General features: G+C 61.1%; 9 protein-coding genes. 3 read left to right on the forward strand and 6 right to left on the reverse strand.

Annotation, left to right across the window (positions count from 1 at the left end):
• Nucleotides 1–28: 28 nt before the first annotated feature.
• The 4 genes from BLO80_RS15170 to BLO80_RS15185 all read right to left on the reverse strand — a co-directional run bounded on the left by BLO80_RS15170 (nt 29) and on the right by BLO80_RS15185 (nt 11,407).
• Nucleotides 29–4,570, reverse strand: coding sequence for a Tc toxin subunit A-related protein (locus tag BLO80_RS15170; RefSeq protein ID WP_092330398.1), 4,542 nt, complete (start codon nt 4,568–4,570; stop codon nt 29–31).
• The gene (locus BLO80_RS15175; RefSeq protein ID WP_175459505.1) at nt 4,567–9,438 is read right to left on the reverse strand and encodes a Tc toxin subunit A; all 4,872 of its coding nucleotides are present in this window, start codon (nt 9,436–9,438) and stop codon (nt 4,567–4,569) included. Before BLO80_RS15175 ends, BLO80_RS15170 begins: the two co-directional genes overlap by 4 nt.
• Nucleotides 9,439–9,835: 397 nt before the next feature.
• Nucleotides 9,836–10,147, reverse strand: a complete 312-nt coding sequence (locus tag BLO80_RS15180) for a cupin domain-containing protein (protein WP_092330404.1) — start codon at nt 10,145–10,147, stop codon at nt 9,836–9,838.
• A 69-nt stretch (nt 10,148–10,216) separates the two neighbouring features.
• Nucleotides 10,217–11,407 carry an MFS transporter gene (locus BLO80_RS15185; RefSeq protein ID WP_092330406.1) on the reverse strand — a complete coding sequence of 397 codons (1,191 nt, stop codon included), beginning with the start codon at nt 11,405–11,407 and terminating at the stop codon, nt 10,217–10,219.
• A 103-nt stretch (nt 11,408–11,510) separates the two neighbouring features.
• On the opposite strand from BLO80_RS15185, the gene BLO80_RS15190 reads away from it, so the two are divergent.
• Together BLO80_RS15190 and BLO80_RS15195 are read left to right on the forward strand one after the other, a co-directional pair.
• Nucleotides 11,511–12,050, forward strand: coding sequence for a TetR/AcrR family transcriptional regulator (locus BLO80_RS15190; RefSeq protein ID WP_092330409.1), 540 nt, complete (start codon nt 11,511–11,513; stop codon nt 12,048–12,050).
• A 238-nt stretch (nt 12,051–12,288) separates the two neighbouring features.
• Entirely contained in the window at nt 12,289–15,759 is a 3,471-nt protein-coding gene (locus BLO80_RS15195; RefSeq protein ID WP_092330411.1) for a hybrid sensor histidine kinase/response regulator, read from the forward strand.
• Nucleotides 15,760–15,905: 146 nt separating this feature from the next.
• Here BLO80_RS15195 and rmuC read toward each other — a convergent pair whose 3' ends face one another.
• Together rmuC and BLO80_RS15205 are read right to left on the reverse strand one after the other, a co-directional pair.
• Nucleotides 15,906–17,291, reverse strand: coding sequence for a DNA recombination protein RmuC (gene rmuC, locus BLO80_RS15200; RefSeq protein ID WP_175459508.1), 1,386 nt, complete (start codon nt 17,289–17,291; stop codon nt 15,906–15,908).
• Between the two features lie 188 nt (nt 17,292–17,479).
• Entirely contained in the window at nt 17,480–17,803 is a 324-nt protein-coding gene (locus BLO80_RS15205) for an SEL1-like repeat protein (RefSeq protein ID WP_092330416.1), read from the reverse strand.
• A 953-nt stretch (nt 17,804–18,756) separates the two neighbouring features.
• Here BLO80_RS15205 and BLO80_RS15215 point away from each other — a divergent pair.
• The gene (locus tag BLO80_RS15215; RefSeq protein WP_003204606.1) at nt 18,757–18,981 is read left to right on the forward strand and encodes a hypothetical protein; all 225 of its coding nucleotides are present in this window, start codon (nt 18,757–18,759) and stop codon (nt 18,979–18,981) included.
• Nucleotides 18,982–19,217: the final 236 nt, after the last annotated feature.

Raw genomic sequence — 19,217 nt, forward strand, 5'->3', positions numbered from 1 at the left:
TGTCAACGCGGGGGCATGCGCCCGCGTGCTACTGGCGAAACCCCGTCTCGTTCAAAAGCGTTTCGATCGTTGCAGCGAAGTCGCGGCCGCCATCGAGGGCGGTGTATTCCACCTGGACGATGATGTCGGTCAACGACGCCAGGAGCCGCTCTTGCTGGCCTGGCAGCGTCCTTGGAATAGCCAGCTGCCATGAGGAAATCGCGCCGGTCCGTTCGAAGGACGCGTAGCGCTCTTCGTCGAAAGCGAAACGCGAACCGGTGCCGTCATCGTCCAGGCCATCGGAAACGGCGATCTGCGGCTGGGCCCGCAGGTTGTAGCGCACGTAGGTGGTATCGGCATCGGCGTGTTGCGGATCGTAGAGATGGCGAGCACCGCCAGGATCGGGTTTGATCAGCAGCTTGCTGGAGATTTGCGTCAGCGTCATGCTGACCGTTTCATAAGGGCCGAGCAGTGCCGGCAGTGTGACCGAGACACGGCGGATCTGGCGCAGGTAGTGGCCGGGATAGTCGCTGTCGTAGAACCGGCTGTCGAGGCTGAAGTCGAGTTTCCCGGTGTCCTGCAGCGCCTGAAGTTTATCGGCCCAGGCTTCGGGTGCGAAATAGTCGCGCAAGGAAACCATTTTCCTGATCGTCAGCCGGCGTTCATAACGATGGATGAAGGCCGATTCCATGCGCAACAGGCCCAGCGTCAGGGTCTCGCCGGCGGTGAAACCATGATGGCTGTCGACCCAGGCGCCGGGCAGAATGAAATGGCTTTCGTAGTCGCCGATTTCGTATTGCCAACAGGACTGCACCGACAGGCACAGGGCAGTCACCGCGTCGTAGGTCTGGAAATACAGCGTGGCCATCTTGCTTTGCATCCAGCGGTAGAGCGAGGCCCGGGACGTGCGGGTCTGGGTGAGGAACGCGTACATTTCCCTGGCTTGCTCGATGCTGCGCACCTGCTGGTTGAGCGAGATCACCGATGCCTGGATCTGGATTTTCTGGGCCTCCAGTTGCTTGTCCAGCGCTGCCCGCTCGGCGATCGCCGCCTTGTGTTGGAAGTTCCATTCGTCACGCATGCGCTGTTGCGAACCGTAGCGGTCGTGCAAGGTGCTCCAGATCGACTCTATTTGACTGTATGCGCCCAGCATTGTCGCAGGTGCCTGAAACACACCACTGAACTTCATCCCCCCCGTAGCCATCCCGACAATATTGGGAGCAGCATCCGCCCCATGCCCCACAGCGCTGACGAGTCCGGCAAGTAAGGTGTTTGTTTTTGCCTGTTTCAGACTCTTGGCCGCATCGATTTCTTCCCTGTTGAGATCCTTGGAGATCAACCCCTCGAAATATTTTTCCCGCACGTTGATCGCATCTCGAGAGGCCTTGAGGGCCTCGAGCGTGACATCGGCATGCCTCTTCAGCTCAGCCTGCAGTTCGCGGCTGAAGTCCCCCATCTCGATCAGATGTTCCTGTTGCAGGGTTTCCTGCTCGCAGCGATCCGCCTGCTCCATGTATTGCCGGAGTTGATCGCCAAACCGGCACAGGGTCTGTACCGCCTGTTGCGCGCGGGGCAGGATGGCCATGAAGCGGTAAGGCGGGACGATCGGCGGCGTCAGTATGTCCCGCAGGTTGAAGCCACCACCACCGGCCTGGGCGCGCATCAGGTCCTTCGGGTTGATGGGGGCGTCGTAGAGCGGCAGGTCAATGGGCTTGCCGTCGAGGGTCAGGTAATGCCTCAGGTTGTGCAAACGGGCTTGCAGCGTGTCCCAGACATCCAGAAGGTCGCGGTTGATTTCCGGGTGGAAGTCCGGATGGTCCAGCAGTGGTGCCAATAGTGCACGACCGGATGTCAGAGGTAGATTGACCAGACTATCGGCCGACAGGAATGGGGCGAGTGCGTCGAAACACTCAAGGTTTCGTGCATCTTGCAGCTCACTGAGTGATTTAGGCGTCCAGTTGGAGGCCCCGCGCACATCGGGGGCCGGTCCCATCATGCGTGCAGCCCGCAGGTAGAGCATTTTGGCTTCGGTCAGGCTGTCGCGGGTCAGTTGCCTGTAGAGCCAGTCCCCCCATTCGATCAGGGTTTCGACATAGTCGCGAAAGATCCGTTTGCGATAGTGGATCGGGTTGCTGTAGGCGATGGCATCCGGATCGGCGGGCGATGCCACTTCAAAGCTTGGATCGCCCTCCATCAGCAGCGGACGCGAGCGCCAGTAGGCGGTGGTTTCGATGCGTCCCGGATTGATCCTGGCGGACGGATCGAACAGATGGTGCAGCCAGCCGAGCGCATCCTCGTAGCTCATTTCGTGACGCAACCGTACCGCTATCAGGTGCGGAAGGTGGAAGAAAATTTCCCAGAAATAGCGTCCGTTCGCCCCGTGGAAGTCGAGAAACTCCGGCTCATCGGACCCTGGGCGCGGCGGCTCTTCGGTGTGCTGGCTGTCCCAGGAGAGCAAACTGTCGATGGAGAGCGCGGCCCGTTCCACCAGTTCGCGACCGAATGTGGTGTTCAGGCGGATGGCGTCGACGGTTTTGTCTGCGCCGAACTCCAGACCAAAATCGAGAAACTGACCGGCCTGGCCTTGAGCGCTTTCGGGTCCCCTGGCGATCCTCGGCCCGTCGAGCGACGGGGCCTTCAACCTGACTTCGTATTCTTGATAGCCCTGGCTCCAGGTATCGTCTGTGTATTCCCCCAACCCGACGGCAATGATTTGGGAAACGCTCGCCAAGGGGAGTATTTTCAAATGCGACGCCGCGCCATTGAATCGAAAGAGCGGCAGCTCACCGGCGGGCGTCTTGTCTTCCCCTACCCAGATCGGCATGGCCACTGGATTTGCCCATTGGGTGCCACGCCGGGTGAAGGATTCATTTATTTTAAAGTCGGAACTACCGCCACTCGTAACCTTCAGCCAGGTTCCAAAGGTGTAGTAAGCGTCATCCGACATGTTCGCCATGTGCAAGAATGTATCGCTATAAACCCCCTCCCTGTCCACTGCCGGAAAAAATGTGCCAAACCTGGGAGGGGCACCCACAAAATTCACGTGGTGCCCCACCGCCCCCTGCTCGTTCAATAACTCGATCCGCGCGGTGGAACCACGCCACGACGAAAAATCAAGTTTCACGTTGTAGTAGTCGCGCTCAGAAGACGAAGCGGTGAACACCATATCGATATCAAAAAACGAAGATTGTGTTTGCGTGTCATTGGGTTGAACTCGCACCACGGCCTGAGATAGCCACTTCTCATGCAGTTTCTGCGCGCTATCGACTGTGACGGACAGGTTTTTTCCGGCGATATTCATTGCCCGAAGGCGCAGATAGTCTGTGAGCAGGGACGGATGCGCACTGCCTTTGACTCGGATGGATTCGACTGGCCATTCCTTGTAATCCCCCTCTTCCCCCAACTGCGGCAGGCCTCGCTGAAGGTAGGATGGGCCTTGATCAAGCGCCTCCTGCGAATACTGGGCGAGTAAGCGGTCAATATGGCGCTGCTCTTTTTCTGCAAGCCCGATGCGGTTCAACAACTCATCCCACGCGTAATAGCACGTCGTGCGCTCGCCATCGGCGGTCGACAGGATAATGCCGAGCACCATCTGCTTCGCTTCTTTGGTAAGCCCGCTGTCGCTGGTGATCGCCAGAAGAGCACTCTGGCTTTCATCGGCACGTGCACGTCGGTGGCGCTTGCCGGGTGGCGTGCGTTCGCGTTCGAGCATGACCGTGTCAACGGTTGAGGACGGCGCCCAAGTGCCGCTCAACCCGCGGTAGGAAAAACGAATATCGAACAGATCCCAGTTGAGTCCCTGACTCTCGCCGATTTCATTGAGGGACGACCTGCTCACCCAGAAGACATAAAGCCGGTGACCAAAAAAAGTCAGGCGTACGCTCGAAGCATCGCCAATCCCGGCCTCGATAGGCTCCCATTCGCTCCAGGCACTGGGAGGAACGCGGGTTTGCTCCTGGCCAAGCACGATCGCGACCTTGCGCCAGTAATATTTATTGTCGGCACGCTTGCGCCCGAGAAAGTAATAGTCCGCCCGGTAAACCGTTGAATCGGACACCACGAAAGGCCCATCGATATAACCGTTGAGCACATCGATATCGGCGACATCCTCGAATCTTTCCAGATAGGCGAGAACGGACGATTGCGCACGCTCGGTATTGAGCCGCCCTTGTGCAAGATCGCCTTCCAGCTGTTCGTAAAACCGTGACTTGACGATGCGCAGTTGCGGATCGATATAGTTCTCTGGATAGCTCTGCAGTTTCTCCGCGCCGGCCCAGATCGCATAACGGCTTTCCCACTGGCGCCAAGTGTCGACTTCGCGCTCATCGAAAGACTGGCTGAACCCAGGCTCGTCGCCTGAGTAGATGCCGTGGATGTAGCGCTGCAGACTGGCGATCATCTCGCCCACGGCAGAGGTTTTCGGCGCCGTGCCGACATGGTGGTCGAACAGGTGATAGGCATCGAGATCAGCGGCGGCCGCCAGCACATTGGTATCGCCGTCCCGGGCCGCCACCGCGCCCAGATAGCATTCAAGGAGCGCGGCCTGGCGCTGCTTGCTTAAAGCTTCGAGTTTCGTCTTCAGATCGGTCATCGCCGCACCCTCCCGGCATTCATTCCTGACCGGGACGATGGCTCATCCTCTTGGATTTTCGTCCGCAGAATCTGGCTGTAGCGGGTGCCTTGCAGTACCGCGCCAATGGAAAACACCGCCGTGGGATCTGGCAGCTGTCTGCAATCGATCTGCCAGCTCAGGCGTCCTTCCTCGGGAAGCCGGCGCATCTGCAGGAAACTCGGCGTGGCCACCAGCCCCTGGCCGACGGGGTTGACGCCACTCCAGGTCAAGGCAATCTCGCGCCCCGCCGTCATGTCGGCATCGGACGTATCCTCAAGGGTCAAGGTGTATCGCTTGCCTACGATGAACGTCAGCGAGTCCAGCTCGCCTTCGCTCGACTGCTGACCTATCGGCGTCAACGAGAAGTGCCAATCCGGTTCCGCTAGGACTTTTACCGTGAAGGTCACGGACTGCCCCGCGTGGGCACTCAGCGTCGCCACCAGGGCGTGCTCTGCGGCCGCGTCGATCGGCACGGCAAACACCGCCATGCCTTCGGAGTCGGTTTGTATCTCTTTCCCGTTTTCGTCACCGTCCAGGGTCCAGTGCACGGGGTATTCAGCCACCCCCTTGAAGTCCGTCGCGGTGCCGTCACCGGCCTGGGCCTCCACCCGTACCCGCAGATGCACCACCTCACCTGCCTGGGCAATCACCGACACGATGGCAGGTGACGTCGCGGCGAGCCGCGGTTCGGGGAGAATGACCATGTCCTGCTCGAAGACCTCCTCCCTGTCATCCCCTGCCTGGGAAGGCAACAGGGTCGCGCGAACGCTCATGACCCCTTCCTTCACGACGGACGAAGGCAACTGGAGCACGGCGTATCCGTCAGGATCGGAAACAACCGGCGCCTCGGGCTCATGACTCGAGCCGTCGGCGAACTGCACGCGCCAGGCGACTTGCTCCTGGGGCTTGCCCACGGCGCTCAGAGAGAGAACGCGACACGCGATGGCCACATCCATGCCCATCACATTCGGCCCCTTGAAGCGCAGCCCGTGGAGTTTCGTATCGATAAAAGGTGCATCGATGAAGGGAAACGCGGCAAACCCTTCCAGCTCCAGACCTTCGCCCAGGCTTGCCCGGACCTTCGTCACCCCTTCCTCGTTGCTGAACAGCTGGGCACGGGCCACACCATTTTCGTCGGCAACCGTGGTGTCCTTCCTGAACTGGCCCGGCCCTTCGCTGATGCCCCAGCGCACCCGCCGGTTCCGCCCCCAGTTTCCGTAGCGGTCGCGCAAGACCACCGACAACTCGAAAGACTCGCGACGGCCGGCCAGTTTGGGCGCGACCTCTTCATCCGGTTTCGGCTGACGCAGGGCCAGCGTTTCCTCGTCGCAGTCGATGGTCACCGTGGGCATGGCAATGCGCTGGTCGAGGCCGATGGTCGCAAAAACCGTGGAGATGCCCATTTCGGTGCCCGTGACCAGCGTGACCTCGACCACGCCGTCCGCATCTGTGTGGGAAATATCGGCATCCAGCGACCCAGGACCGGTCAGCGACCACCGCACCCGGATGTTGACCAACGGCTTGCCGCTCAAGTCCCGCACGAGCAAGCGATACAGTGCCCGCGCCTTTTGCGGGGCGGCACTCAGCGTGTTGGCAACCAGGCGGGTCTGGTCGACCGACGCTTCGCTGGTTGTCGCCTGGCCGACCTCGGGGGCATTGCCAGAGCCGCCCCGTTGCAAGCGACCGGCGTAGAGGCTGCCGAGCGCGTATTGCACGGCGTTTCGGTAATCTTCGGTATTGGCGGACACCGGCAACCCACCCAGCTCATGCAGCGCCAGGATGCTCAGCTCGCTGGTACGGGCCATTTCCAACATGCGGATGAAGCCATTGAACTGGCTCAGTTGGGTAATCACCCCCGTGGGCGTGATGACGCGGGCGGCTTCCAGCACCTCACGCGCGCTGACGCCCAGCATTTCTGCGACCTTGACGGCAGCGGCATCCTGCATGAGGCGGGCGTAGTCCTCGCTCTCGGCGATCAACTCAGGATCAAAGGCCTGGGGATCGTTGACCAGCAACAGATAGTCCATCAATGCTGATGGGGACGCGTCCATCCGCGATGTAATGTCGCGATACGTCTGCAGGTGATACAGCGTGGCCAGGGCAACTGCGCCGGTAGCGTCCAGGCCTGGTGCGAAGCCGAACGGATCGGGCGCTTGCGGCCAGCCTTCCAACTGCCGCCTGCTGGCGGCATGGCGACTGAGCATTTCGCCATCGAGTTCGAACTGCCGAACCACATCGGCCAGCCGTTGCAGGCTTCCCAGCTTCTGGAGCATGACGTCGACATTGCTCCAGTCTTCAAAGTCTTCTTCGTCCATGGGCAACGCTTGCCGCTGCTGCGCCGCGGCACGAAAACGCTGCGCAACCGGATCGGATGGGCTCAACAACCGCATGGCCATCGCCCGCAACGAAACGGCAGGGGTGACCACACCTTCGGTTTCCCATACCCAGCGCAAAATATCGTAGACGCTCTGGTCAGCCCACTCGATCAGTGGCAGGACAAGATCGGGGGAAATCGCCAGGTAGCTGGCCAGGTGCTCTTCGACCAGCGCCCGCTGCGAAGCCCGCATCCGCAGAATGACCGCAGTCACGGATTCCACCACCGTATTCTTGCGCGTCTGCGCCTCACCCTGGTCGTCCACATGGGTCGAATCGCCCTGCTGGGCAATCTTTTCCACCACATCGGCGACGATGTTGCGCACGCTCATCGCGTAATCCGTGTCCGAACCCGAGACACCATCGAGCACAATCCCGTGTACATCGATAACGTCCGTCAGCGCTGCCACCCAATCAATGCCGACGGTGGTCGCCACCGCCTCCAAGGTGGCTGGAACACCGGCCTGCTCCAGGGCCTCATGGGTGATCCGAAGGCTGTCGAGCATCGTATACAGACTAGCGACCAGTTGCCGCTCGCTGTCACTGGCCACGGGCACCGTGGTATTGGAGCGCATGGCCCGCACGAACCACGCCAGGTCGATACCTTTGTCGCGGCACCATCGCACGCAATCGACGACGGCCATCAGCGCTGCGGAAAAGTCCGTTGCACCCAGCGTCGGCAGCGCCTCGACCGAAGGCACGCCAGCGATCTGCTTCAAGATCGGTCCCGACTGGCCCAGGGTCTGTACCAGTCCGATCAGGACTGTCGGGGGCACTTCCAGATAGCGGGCAATACTGGTGATGCGATAGAAGGAAGAGAGAATCTCCAGGCTGCGTCTGAGTTGCGGCGGGTCATAGCTGTTGGCGATCACGCGGGCCATATAGGTGAACTCGGACGTATCCAAGCCAAGGCTCGCACAAATCGCCTGGACGGTTTCTCGCCCGCGGTCATCGGCGTTGTCCTCGATCCGAGCGCTGAACGGCGAATTGTCCAGAACCAGGGGCACCTCCAGAAGCCCATGGCTGACAAATATTCGGTCGTACTGGGCAAGCTCTTCGCCAGCGCCAAAAATCGATATTTTGTCGAGCCACGCGGCGAAGTCTTCTGCACTCACACCGAAACGCAGGCGCATTTCACAGAAAACCCCAAGCGCCTTGAGCGTGTTGCGCGTGATTTGTGGCGCTCCCTGTCCCTTCTCGGCGTGATGGGCGGCGACAATCAATTGGTCCATCTCTCGGAACGAGGTCCCGAGCCACCGGCTGAGCCGGATCAGCCGGTGGATGCGGTCAGCCCGCTCATCCGTAAAGTGGGTCAACTGGACAGGTGGATCGAGCGGCACCGGCTCCGGGTCGTTTGTCTCTTGGAAGATCGGCGTATCAGGTGCTGCCACCAGGTCGATGGCGGGGTGTTGCGCACCATTGATATAGACCGCGCCAAAATCCTGCGGGCCAGGCTCTTGCAAGGAAACCAACGTCGCCGGCACGTGCCTGGACAAGACCGGCAGGTCTTCCTTGACGGCGAACAAGCCGCCAAGCGCGTCCCGCGTTATCCCGGTGCGCGTACAGAATTCCGCGCTGTGTTCCAAGGCCGTCCTGGAATAGACCCGATAGGTCGTCCAGTAGAAGTTCGCCAGTTCTTCTTCGTTTCCCGGCCGGGCACCGTTGAACAGCGCTTCCAGAAGCAGTTCACGGCGCGCCGGGCCGATCGGCAGACTCAACAGGAAGGTGTCGTCACCGCGATCGGTCTGCATGCCCGAAACGGCGAAGTAATGGAAATCCGGATCGGTCGCGCGCGCCAGCTCGCCAAACGCTGAAACGGACGAGTCGAACAGCGACAGGATCACTTGAAGCTGCTCGACACAATGCTCGTACGGCATGGTCAATGGATAACGTGCCGTTGCAAGCACCCTGTCCGCCTCGACCGTGTCAGGTTCCAAGTATCGCGCCGCATCGAGAAGGGCGGCTTCGAGAATCTTCGTCGAGAGCGATAACACCGAGCACTCCCGCGTCATCGCCGCAGAATCAATCAACTCAGTGGCAATATCCGGCCGCCGGTCCTCCAGGCGGAAGCGGTTACCCTGCTCGCCAGCTTCCTCCAGCATCAACGCCTTCCTGTAGAGGCTGACCAGATAGGCCACCGGCGAGGTTCTTGCTTCGATGGCATTCGGACGGGCCATGTTCGACCAGTCTTCGTCAAACTCCCTGTCATAACGCGGCCCATCCGTGAGCGAGGCAAAACCGCGGCGCACATCATAGGTCAGGCTATCTGCGCCTCTGAGTTCGCGCTCGCGATACTGCCGCGCAATCCAGATCGCCGCGCTCACCGCGCGATCGTGCAGCTCCCTCGCTTGCCCGATACGCAAGCCTTGCGCAATCCACCGCTCAGGGTGCTGCCGCGCCAGCTCGAGGATCGAGCCCGCCTGCGCAACAATGGTATTGATTGTTTCGTTTGCACAAGGATTCAGCTGCGACATGATGGTCGCCGCCAACGAGCCCCGGGCAACTGAAGACGAGCGAAGATCCGGTGGCATCGAAAGTTCTCCGAAGAAAGACTTCTAGACCCACAGCCTGCGCGCGAAACTACCCAGTAAAACTGAAGCCGCCCTACGAAGAATGGCGATGCTTTGGCGGCGATCCACCTGTCTACGATGGGCCACACCTGTGAACACTGCTCCGGACTCGCGCTTAGAGTCCAACGATTGAGTTGTCATCCGCCTTGGTTGGGAGTACTGGCGACAACGAAATCAATAAAACACAGCATTTTTTGTCCAGCAACTGTAGGAACTGACAGTGCCTCGACCTTGGTCGACACCGACGCCCTCCGGCGGGCATGCGAGGCTGCTCACCCGTTCCGGGCCCGTACTCGGGGCATCAGACACTGCCCTCAGTCTCGATCACCAGGACTCTCGCTTCGCCCAAGGGCTTGGCCACATGCTCGGTGCCCACCGAGGCGTAGAAAATATCCCCGGCGTCCAGCAAGGTCGCCTTTTCGACACCGTCTTCCCGATAGCACATCTGCACTTGCCCATCGAGCACCACGAAAACTTCCTGGCCGTCGTTGATGTGCCATTTATAAGGCTGATCGGTCCAGTGCAGGCGCGTGGTGATGCCGTTCATGTTGGCGATATCCAGCGCCGCCCAGGCACGGTCACCGGTGAAGGATTTACTGCGGATGATTTTCAAGAGATCCGTCCGGAAGAAGACTGAGGTGCCAAGACTAACCCACTGCCTGCGGCACCTGCATGCCTGGTTTCAAGGCCGAACGCCATCGCTGAGCGGTTTGATCGACTGCCGCAACCCCAACAGCGCGGCGACACACAACACAATCAACACGGCGCCATACCCATCGGTCGTCGGGATCAAGCCGAACACCCGCGTCAGGTTCCCCGCCAGCAGCGACGGCAGGCTGAAGGCCAGGTAACTGAGGACATAGAACGCCGACATCAAGCCGGCCCGTTCGTGGGGCAACGCCAGCGGCATGATGCTGCGCAGCGCCCCCAGGAACCCGGCACCGAAACCGCCACCGGTGACCAGCGTGCCGACGAAGAACAACGGCAAGCTGGCGCCATGCACCGCCACCAGCACCAATGCCAGGCCGATCACCAACAGGCTCGCGGACGGGCGCAACATGGTGTCGGCCTCCTGGTTGCGCAACAGGTAGATGGCTGACGCGCCGCTGAGGGTCAACACCGCCACCAGCGCGCCACCGATCAGATTGGAGGTCGATCCGGTGGCCGCCCGCACCAGCGACGGTGCCAGTGACAGGTAGAAACCGCCCACGGCCCAGGCCGCCAGATCCAGTGGCAGGACACGCCACAAGGCTCGCCGCGCCTGGGGTGGCACGTGCAAGGTCGGACGCAAGGACTGCCAGGCACCCGTTTGCGGGCTGACGCTTTCTTTCAAGCGCCAGAGGTAAACGGCCTGGGCCAGGAACAACCCCAGCAGCAGCCAGTAGGTCAGTTGCAACGGCAACGGCGCGAACTCGGCCAGCAGGCCACAGCCCAGCGCCCCGCACGCCATGCCCAACAGCGGCGCAACGCTGGTGATCAACGGGCCTTGGCGACGGTCGAAGTCCAGTAAAGCAGCACCCAATACACTGGTGGCCATGCCGGTGGCGAACCCCTGGATCAACCGGGCACTGATCAACCAGGCGACGCTGTCGGCGCTGATGAACAGCAGCATCGCCAATATGTTGAGCAACAACGCCACAAAAATCACCGGTTTGCGGCCCAGGTAATCCGACAGCGACCCCACGGTCAGCAAGGCCGCCAGTAGACTGAAGGCGTACACGCCGAAAATCATCGTCAGAACGGCCGGGGAAAACTGTAATTGTTCCTGATAGAGGTGATACAACGGCGTCGGCGCGCTGGACGCGGCGAGAAAACCGAGCAAAGCAAGCGCCAGGAAAATCAGGCTGGCGCGGGTCGAAGCTGGACGGGACATGGGCACGCTCCACAAGAACATTCGCAAAAGCTAATTTTTTGCTTTTGCGGAGTGTGCTATCAGTGTGCGCTTAAAGCAAATTCTTTGTGTTAAGGTCTGACACATGGCTATTAAAGAAGGTTTACGCCCCGGCGGCCGAAGCGCCCGGGTCCAGGAATCGATTCATTCGGCGGTCCGCGCCCTGCTGCAAGAGCAGGACCGCGCCACACTGACCGTGCCGCAAATCGCTGCGCGCGCCGGGGTCACGCCGTCCACTATCTACCGGCGCTGGGGCGATCTGCCGGCGCTGCTGGCCGACGTCGCCATCGCCCGCATGCGCCCCGACGGCGAGCCGGCCAACACCGGCAGCCTGCGCGGCGACCTGCGCGCCTGGGCCGAGCAGTATCTGGACGAAATGAGTTCCGAGCCCGGTCGTAACATGATGCGCGACATCCAGGCCTGCGCCACCCCGGGGCATTGCGTGGGCATCATCAGCGGTCAACTGCAGATCATCCTGGATCGCTACCCCGATGAATCCAACCCAGGTATCGAACGGCTGATCAACCTGGTGGTGGCGCCTACAGTATTTCGCATCCTCTTTGCCACCGCGCCGTTGGAGGTCGAGGAGTTGTATCGATTACTGGATATCGCGTTGGCTCAGTAACACCGTCATCGCGAGCAAGCTCGCTCCCACACTGAGTATTAGGCGAACATAAATTTCGTGTTCACAGCAGATCAAATGTGGGAGCGAGCTTGCTCGCGATGAGGCCCACCCAGACACCTCACTCCTCACCTGCGACACCCCACCACGCCTCGACCTTGGTCGACACTGACGAACCCGAGCGGGCATGCGAGACTGTCCTGCCGGGCTCAAGTCCCGGTGTCTTTGTCCGGGAGTTTCCATGTCGTTGTCCAGCGGGCTGATCGCCGTCGTCGCCCTGGCCTATATGGCCATCATGTTCGCCATCGCCTTCTACGGCGACCGGCGCAGCACACCGCTGCCACCACGGGTGCGGGCCTGGGTCTATAGCCTGTCGCTGGCGGTGTATTGCACCAGTTGGACGTTCTTCGGCGCCGTGGGCCAGGCCGCCGAACAGCTCTGGTCATTCCTGCCGATCTACCTCGGGCCGATCCTGCTGCTGGTGCTGGCGCCGTGGGTCCTGCAAAAAATGGTGATGATCAGCAAACAGGAGAACATCACCTCCATCGCCGACTTCATCGCCGCCCGCTACGGCAAGTCCCAATCCCTGGCGGTGGTGGTCGCACTGATCTGCCTGGTGGGCGTGCTGCCGTACATTGCCTTGCAGCTCAAGGGCATCGTGCTCGGGGTGAACCTGTTGATCGGTGCCGGCGCCGACGCCATGGGCACCCGCGCCCAGGACACCGCGCTGATCGTCTCGCTGATCCTGGCGCTGTTCACGATCGTGTTCGGCACCCGCAACCTGGACGCCACCGAACACCACCGTGGCATGGTGCTGGCGATTGCCTTCGAATCCCTGGTCAAGCTGTTCGCCTTCCTGGCGGTTGGCGCCTTCGTGACCTTCGGCCTGTATGACGGTTTCGACGACCTGTTCAATCAGGCGATGCTCGCCCCGCGCCTGGAGCAATACTGGAAAGAAACCATCAACTGGCCGTCCATGGTGGTGCAGACCGGCGTGGCGATGATGGCGATCATCTGCTTGCCGCGGCAGTTCCACGTGACCGTGGTGGAAAACATCGAGCCTCAGGACCTGCGCCTGGCCAAGTGGGTATTCCCTGCCTACCTGGCCCTGGCCGCGCTGTTCGTGGTGCCCATCGCCCTCGCCGGGCAAATGATGCTGCCCAGTTCCGTGCTGCCGGACTCGTTCGTCATCAGCCTGCCGCTGGCCCAGGCTCATCCGGCCCTGGCGGTACTGGCGTTCATCGGCGGCGCCTCGGCGGCCACTGGCATGGTGATCGTGGCCAGCGTGGCGCTGTCGACCATGGTCTCCAACGACATGCTGCTGCCCTGGTTGTTGCGTCGCAATAACGCTGAACGGCCTTTCGAAGTGTTCCGCCAGTGGATGCTCTCGGTGCGCCGGGTCAGCATCGTGGTCATCCTGTTGCTGGCCTATGTCAGCTATCGGCTGCTGGGCTCGACGGCGAGCCTGGCGACCATCGGCCAGATCGCCTTCGCCGCCGTGACCCAACTGGCCCCGGCCATGCTCGGCGCGCTGTACTGGAAACAGGCCAACCGCCGCGGCGTGTTCGCCGGCCTCGCCACGGGGATCTTCCTGTGGTTCTACACCCTGGTGTTGCCGATTGCCGCCCACAGCCTGGGCTGGTCGCTCAGCAGTTTCCCGGGGCTGGCCTGGTTGCACGGCAATCCCTTGAACCTGCCGATCACGCCGCTGACCCAAGGGGTGGTCCTGTCCCTGGCCGGCAACTTCACGCTGTTCGCCTGGGTGTCGGTGCTGTCGCGCACACGCGTCTCGGAACACTGGCAGGCCGGGCGCTTCATCGGCCAGGAAATCAGCGCCCGCCCCAACCCGCGCTCGATGCTGGCGGTGCACATCGAAGACCTGTTGCAACTGGCCGCACGTTTCGTCGGCGAAGAGCGGGCGCGGCAAAGCTTCATTCGCTTCGCCTACCGCCAGGGCAAAGGCTTCAACCCGAACCAGAACGCCGACAGCGAATGGATCGCCCACACCGAACGCCTGCTGGCCGGTGTACTCGGCGCCTCTTCGACACGCGCGGTCGTGAAAGCCGCCATCGAAGGTCGGGAGATGCAGCTCGAAGACGTGGTCCGGATCGCGGACGAAGCGTCGGAAGTGTTGCAGTTCAACCGCGCCCTGTTGCAAGGCGCCATCGAGAACATCAGCCAGGGCATCAGCGTGGTCGATCAGTCCCTCAGGTTGGTGGCGTGGAACCGCCGCTACCTGGAGCTGTTCAAGTACCCGGACGGCTTGATCAGTGTCGGCCGGCCCATTGCCGACATCATCCGCTACAACGCCGAACGTGGCCTCTGCGGGCCGGGCGAAGCGGAAGTCCATGTCGCCAGGCGCCTGCACTGGATGCGCCAGGGCCGAGCCCATACCTCTGAACGGCTGTTCCCCAACGGGCGGGTCATCGAGCTGATCGGCAACCCGATGCCCGGTGGCGGTTTCGTCATGAGTTTCACCGACATCACCGCCTTCCGTGAGGCCGCACAGGCGCTGACCGAAGCCAATGAAGGGCTGGAGCAACGAGTGGCGGAACGCACCCGGGAACTGTCGCAGTTGAACCTGGCCCTGACCGAAGCCAAGAGCACCGCCGAAGCGGCCTATCAGTCCAAGACCCGGTTCCTGGCGGCGGTCAGCCACGACCTGATGCAACCGCTCAATGCCGCGCGCCTGTTCTCCGCCGCACTGTCCCACCAGCACGACGGTTTGCCAAGCGAGGCCCGGCAACTGGTGCAACACCTGGACAGTTCACTGCGCTCGGCTGAAGACCTGATCACCGATTTGCTGGATATCTCCCGCCTGGAAAACGGTAAGATCAACCCCGACCGCAAGCCCTTCGCCCTCAACGATCTGCTCGATACCCTCGGCGCGGAGTTCACGGCGCTGGCCCAGGAACAAGGCTTGAAGTTCCGGGTTCGCGGCTCGAAGTTGCGAGTGGACAGCGACATCAAGCTGCTGCGGCGCATTTTGCAAAACTTCCTGACCAACGCTTTCCGCTACGCCAAGGGCCCGGTGCTGCTGGGCGTACGCCGGCGCAACGGCGAATTGTGCCTGGAAGTCTGGGATCGCGGGCCGGGGATCGCCGAGGACAAGCTGCAAGTCATTTTCGAAGAGTTCAAGCGCCTGGACAGCCACCAGACCCGCGCCGAAAAAGGCCTGGGCCTGGGCCTGGCCATCGCCGACGGCCTGTGCCGCGTGCTGGGCCATACCTTGCGCGTACGCTCCTGGCCGGGGCGCGGCAGCGTGTTCAGCGTCAGCGTGCCCTTGGCCCAGACACAGGCCGTCGTACCGGGCCCCGTGGCCGAACCCAACGGTCACTTGCCAAGCGGCGCGCAGGTGCTGTGCGTCGATAACGAAGACAGCATCCTGATCGGCATGAACAGCCTGCTGACGCGCTGGGGTTGCCAGGTGTGGACCGCGCGCAACCGCGAGGAATGCGAGCGTTGGCTGGCCCAGGGCGGCCGACCGCAACTGGCGCTGGTGGATTTTCATCTGGACGACGGCGAGACCGGCACCGAACTGATGGCCTGGTTGCGCACGCGCATGGGGGAACCGGTACCCGGGGTGGTGATCAGCGCCGATGGCCGCCCCGAGACGGTGGCCATGGTGCATGCGGCGGGCCTGGATTACCTGGCCAAGCCGGTGAAGCCAGCGGCGCTGAGGGCTTTGTTGAGTCGGCATTTGCCGTTGTAGGGAACTCGGGGGATGTAAGGTGGCCTCTGTGGCGAGGGAGCTTGCTCCCGCTTGAGTGCGCAGCACTCACAAAAAGGGGCTGCTGCGCAGCCCAGCGGGAGCAAGCTCCCTCGCCACAGGGTTTTGCATCAAGCCTAAGGGTTTCATCAATCCTGGGTTTTTGCGGTTTCTTCCGGCAACTCAGGCAATCCATCCGCATCCGTCATCGCCCGCTCGAGCAAATCGGCAGGCAAACTCTTGCTGGCCCGGGCGCCGAGCAGCTTGAGCTGTTCGCTGCGGCTGATCAGGTTGCCGCGCCCTTCTGTCAGTTTGTTGCGCGCCGCACTGTAGGCTTTGTCCAACTGCTGCAAGCGACTGCCGATCTCGTCCAGGTCCTGGATGAACAGGACGAACTTGTCATACAGCCACCCGGCCCGCTCGGCGATCTCCCGGGCGTTCTGGCTCTGGCGTTCCTGCTTCCACAAGCTGTCGATCACCCGTAGCGTCGCCAGCAGCGTGGTCGGGCTGACGATCACGATGTTGCGGTCGAAGGCTTCCTGGAACAGGTTCGGCTCGGCTTGCAGGGCGGCGGAAAACGCCGCTTCGATTGGCACGAACAGCAACACGAAATCCAGGCTGTGCAAACCGTCCAGGCGCTTGTAGTCCTTGCCGGCCAAGCCTTTGACATGGGCACGCAACGACACCACATGTTGCTTGAGGGCGAGTTGGCCGATGGCGTCATCTTCAGCGGCCACGTACTGCTGATAGGCCGTGAGGCTGACCTTGGAATCGACCACCACTTGCTTGTCGCCCGGCAGATAAATCAACACGTCCGGCTGGAAGCGCTCGCCGTCCGGGCCCTTGAGGCTGACCTGGGTCTGATACTCGCGGCCCTTCTCCAGGCCGGCATGTTCAAGCACCCGCTCCAGGATCAGTTCGCCCCAGTTACCCTGGGTCTTCTGGCCCTTGAGCGCCCGAGTGAGGTTGGTGGCTTCGTCGCTCAGGCGCAGGTTCAGTTGTTGCAAGCGCTCCAGTTCCTTGCCCAAGGAGAAACGTTCCCGGGCCTCGGCCTGGTAACTTTCTTCAACGCGTTTTTCGAAGGACTGGATGCGTTCCTTCAGCGGATCGAGCAACTGGCCCAGGCGTTGCTGGCTGGTTTCGGCGAAGCGCTGCTCACGTTCGTCAAAGATCTTCCCGGCAAGCTCGGCGAACTGCGCCCGCAGCTCGTCTCGCGAGCCTTGCAGGTCATCCAGGCGTTGCTGATGGCTTTCCTGCTGCTCGCGCAGTTCGGCCTGCAACGACGCCGCCTGGGCATCGAGCCGGCGCAGCTCGGCTTCCTTGTTGGCACGCTCGAGGTTCCAGGCGTGGGCCGCATCCCGGGCATTGTCGCGCTCGATCTGCAGCAATTCGACCTCACGGCAGGCCGCGGCAAGCTCGGCTTGCTTGGCGGCGTTGGCCTGGCTCAGATCGCTGATTTCGTCGCGGCAGGCATCGAGCTGGGCATTGAGGCCATCGTGGGCCATGTGGGCCGTGACCAGGCGCTCCTCCAGCAGGGCCAGCCCGGTCTGCGCGGCGGCGGCTTGGCGTTGCAAGTGCCAGGCCAGTGCCAGCAACGGCACCGCAGCACCTGCCAGGCCAAACAACAGGCTGGTCAAATCCATAGCCATGACAATTCCTGCCGATCAAATAAAGCCCGAAGGTTAACCAAGCGGCTGGGGGTTGCCCAGCGCAGTCTTCGTTTTCAGCCTTCGATTTCACCGAGGGCCCGGCGGGCACGATCATCGCCGGCCCGGGCGGCCTGGCGCAGCAGGTCGTGGCCGATGCGTCGATCCCGGGCGTTGCCGCATTCTCGGCACATCAACTGCCCGAGGCGACTTTGCGCGGCCACTACACCTTCACGGGCCGGTTGTTTGAGCAAACGACCAGCCAAGTGCTTGACGCTGGGGCTGTCTCCCAGCCGCGGGCTGTCGAGCAACCACTCAGCCACCCGCATCGACAAACGTTTGGGTGGGGTAACACCAGAGGGTGTGGAGGTAACAGGATTTGATACTGAGCGAAACTTCATAAAGCACTGTGGGACAGATCGGAAGGCGCGCCACTCTACTCCTTTTTTCGTACGGGTAAAGCCGAAAAAAACCGGCACGCCCGTGCTAGAGCAAGCGCTTGGGACAATCCACAGAAGCTGTGGATAACTCAGTGGACAACCCCCCCTGAACTCGCGCAAAGCCCTGTGGAGCGGGGCCTGCGCTCAAACTGACGATTTTTTCACCAGTAAAAAAAAGCGATGTTTTTCATTGACTTAAATTTTGGATACAGGCACCTACCCCGGATTGTTCCGACATGACAGTTCGGTGACAAGTGGTGCAGCGAGTGTGCACAAGTAACAACTGAACGAGTTATAAACGTTGCGATTTTTTGGCAAAACGGGCAGTAAAAGCTGGGGATAACCTTTGGTCGTGCATTGCGGCAACGGTGGCGTGGGCGCACTTGCAAGCGTCGGTTGCTGTGCTAGGGCATGCCCCCTACAGCGATTGAGTGTCCATTTGAATATTTTTTAACCAACACCACTTCCCTTCACGGCTTCGATCCGTTAGTATCCGCAGCGTTAGTACCAAGCTGAAAGTCAATTCCGGGTCGAACACATCTCCAAGGTCAGCCATCCTCCCAAGGACGCCTCACCGAAAAAAGGAGACCGGCCCCCTCGATGGTTTCCAGGTAAATCTTGCGCCAACACAGCCTTTGATCGAATGCAAAGGGTGTTGCCAGGCTCATTACTCTGACCGAACCAACCTGCAAAATTGATCAGGATCTTCACCCCGGGCCCAGAACCTTTGCCCTCGATGTGTTGCCTGCCCTCCTAAGTACCTACCTGCCAGCCCAAGCGCGCACTTATATAGCGCTCAAACTGGCTGCTTTGTTCCAGTCGGGTTCTTCGTTCGACCAATGGTGGTCGACGTTACTGGAACGTTTTAACGTTGCACGGTTCTTAACCGTGTCATTTGCAGGAACACCCATAACATGTCCACTCAAATCCACGCACAGGATGCTATCCGCACCCTCACCAACGCTTTTGCACCGATGAACTGCCTGATCATGGCCGCTCGCAAAGGCTGCTTCAGCTTCACGCTGGTCAACGAACACGGCATCGCCCGTCACAGCGAACGCCTGTACCCCGACCAGTACTCCAGCGCCGAACCGCTGCAGGCCGTGATCGAGCGTACTCGCCAGGCACTGGTTGCCTGAGACGCCAGAAAGGCTGAAACCCCAAAGGCCCCGCCCAGAAAGCGGGGCTTTTTATTGCCCGAAATTTCTCGATTAAGCGAAACGCCGTAAGCACCAATGGATATAACAGTTATAACCGCTCGCTGAAGATGTTTTAAAAACAGTCCTTTACAGCGGGAATATGACACTACACTTCAAGTCAAGCGGCATGATCCGCTTCCGGCGGGGCCTGGACCGATCCACCGCTGCCAAGCCCA

This window comes from Pseudomonas sp. NFACC56-3 (assembly GCF_900100025.1).
Classification (GTDB): Bacteria; Pseudomonadota; Gammaproteobacteria; order Pseudomonadales; family Pseudomonadaceae; genus Aquipseudomonas; species Aquipseudomonas fluorescens_AA.

Coding starts and splice junctions, on each gene's coding strand:
- BLO80_RS15170 (WP_092330398.1), bottom strand. CDS start 4,570: ATGACCGATCTGAAGACGAAACTCGAAGCTTTAAGCAAGCAGCGCCAG.
- BLO80_RS15175 (WP_175459505.1), bottom strand. CDS start 9,438: ATGTCGCAGCTGAATCCTTGTGCAAACGAAACAATCAATACCATTGTT.
- BLO80_RS15185 (WP_092330406.1), bottom strand. CDS start 11,407: ATGTCCCGTCCAGCTTCGACCCGCGCCAGCCTGATTTTCCTGGCGCTT.
- BLO80_RS15190 (WP_092330409.1), top strand. CDS start 11,511: ATGGCTATTAAAGAAGGTTTACGCCCCGGCGGCCGAAGCGCCCGGGTC.
- BLO80_RS15195 (WP_092330411.1), top strand. CDS start 12,289: ATGTCGTTGTCCAGCGGGCTGATCGCCGTCGTCGCCCTGGCCTATATG.
- BLO80_RS15205 (WP_092330416.1), bottom strand. CDS start 17,803: ATGAAGTTTCGCTCAGTATCAAATCCTGTTACCTCCACACCCTCTGGT.
- BLO80_RS15215 (WP_003204606.1), top strand. CDS start 18,757: ATGTCCACTCAAATCCACGCACAGGATGCTATCCGCACCCTCACCAAC.